General features: G+C 60.4%; 1 protein-coding gene. It reads left to right on the top strand.

Annotated features, from left to right (window positions below; genetic code table 11):
• Positions 1 to 229 precede the first annotated feature (229 nt).
• A partial coding sequence (locus AAA021_RS09440) for an ATP-binding cassette domain-containing protein (RefSeq protein ID WP_349089030.1) occupies positions 230 to 1,833 on the top strand: 1,604 nt, incomplete at its 3' end.

Raw genomic sequence — 1,833 nt, forward strand, 5'->3', positions numbered from 1 at the left:
TATCGATACCGCTCAGCCATTCGCCTCGCCCCCGTCGCACGCATCTTCATCCGGTCTGTTACTTTTAATCTAACAATTCTTTGAGGAACGTAGGTGCTTCTAAATGTACTGTCGACTGCTTCTCAAACTAATCCTAAGAGACAGGGCCGTATGGATTTGTGCGCTCGTTCTCGCTGCAGCCTTTTCCGTCCCCATTGCGTTCAATTCACCCATCTACGGGCCCTTCTTTATGAAGCAGGGCATGCAGGGCTTTGTCGACGCATTCAATACGCGCGCGCCCCAGGCCAGCGGCACAGACCTATCTCCAGAGCAGCAAGTCGACGCGGAGCTTGCAAGATACGCGAACGCCGCCCTCGCCGCTCAAACCGACGCCGCCTTTCTCGATTCTGCCGAGAGCTACTACGCGCTCATGGGCGAAGGCTTCCAATCCGGGTCCATCGTGGGAGACCGAGAGACCAATGACGCAGACCTCGCGTATTGCCGCGCCCTGAGCAGCTCCGGCATCACGGATATCCCGGCCTCCGCAAACGACCTGCCATTCCTTTCCTTCCTGCCTTACGCCATTGCCACGGCGCCGTCTTTCCTTCCCTTCATCCCCTTCCTTCTCTCGTCGATACTCGTGCTCGGCGCCACAAGGCCTGCGACCCTGGCGGCGAAGGCGCCCGTGCCCAAATTCCGGCGCCTTATCCAGATCGTGTTTTCGATAATCGTCGCGGGGACCGCGATGCTCCTCGCCGGCCTCGCACCCGGGGGCATTTGCGCCTTGGCCCTAAACGGCTTCGGGCAAATTGGGTACCCGATCGCCTTCTTCCATGACGGCGCGCTTGCCACCACGACCGCGGGAAACGTCTTCACAGCCCTGCTTCTCGCGCTGCTTGCGGGCGGAACCTTGATATCCGTTTGCTCCGCCGTCCTATCGACCGCAACGAGGCGCGTCCTCGCGGGCCCCCTTACCTCCGCTCTGCTTGTCGCGGCCCCGGCATTCCCGTTATTGTCCGATTCGGCACTAGGACATAATGCCGTGCTCGGGCTCCTGCCGCTGCCCGTATTCTCGCCTATCGAGGCAACGGGTTACGTAGGATGCTTCCCGACAGAATTCATTGGCTCCGGTTCAGGCAGCGCATCGATGCTTGCCGTGGCCCTGGCATACGTCGCGGTCCTTTTTACGGTCGGCGCCGTTGCGACACGTTCCCCCAAACAGCCTGGACCCGCGAAAAAGCACCATGGGCTCGAGCTTCTGGACGCGAGCGTGGGATACGGAAGCACGACGATACTTTCAATCGGGTCGCTTTTCCTGAGCCCGGGAACGGCGGCGGGCCTCGTTGCTCCCAACGGCTCGGGGAAAACCACCCTTCTTGAAGCGCTGTCGGGCCAATTTCCCACCCGCATCCGCTCGGGAAGCCTGGCGGCAGACGGAATCTGCCAACGCCGATCAGCCGAATTTGCAGAACTCGTCTACCTGAGCTCTTCGGGCAGCGCGGATCTCTATCCCACGCTATCGGCCATCGAGCACCTTGCTTTCGTTAGGGAGGCGTGGAAATCGGCCGCCGACATCGACTCGCTCTGCGACTCCCTCGGAATCTCCCCATATCTCGACAAGCCGACCCGTAAACTCTCGACAGGAATGAAGCAGCAGGTAAAGCTTGCCATGGCGATATCGACCGGTTGTCCGTACCTCATCCTCGATGAACCGCTGAACGGCCTCGATCCGGGAAAACGGAAAACCTCCTGCGACGCGATGCGCAGCGAGGTGGAGCGGGGACGCAGCGTGCTCATCTCAAGCCATCTGCTCGACGACCTGGCAGACCTCACCGACTCGTTCTACTTCATCGA

Origin of the sequence: Collinsella sp. CLA-JM-H32 (genome assembly GCF_040098165.1) — a bacterium.
Lineage (GTDB): Bacteria > Actinomycetota > Coriobacteriia > Coriobacteriales > Coriobacteriaceae > Collinsella.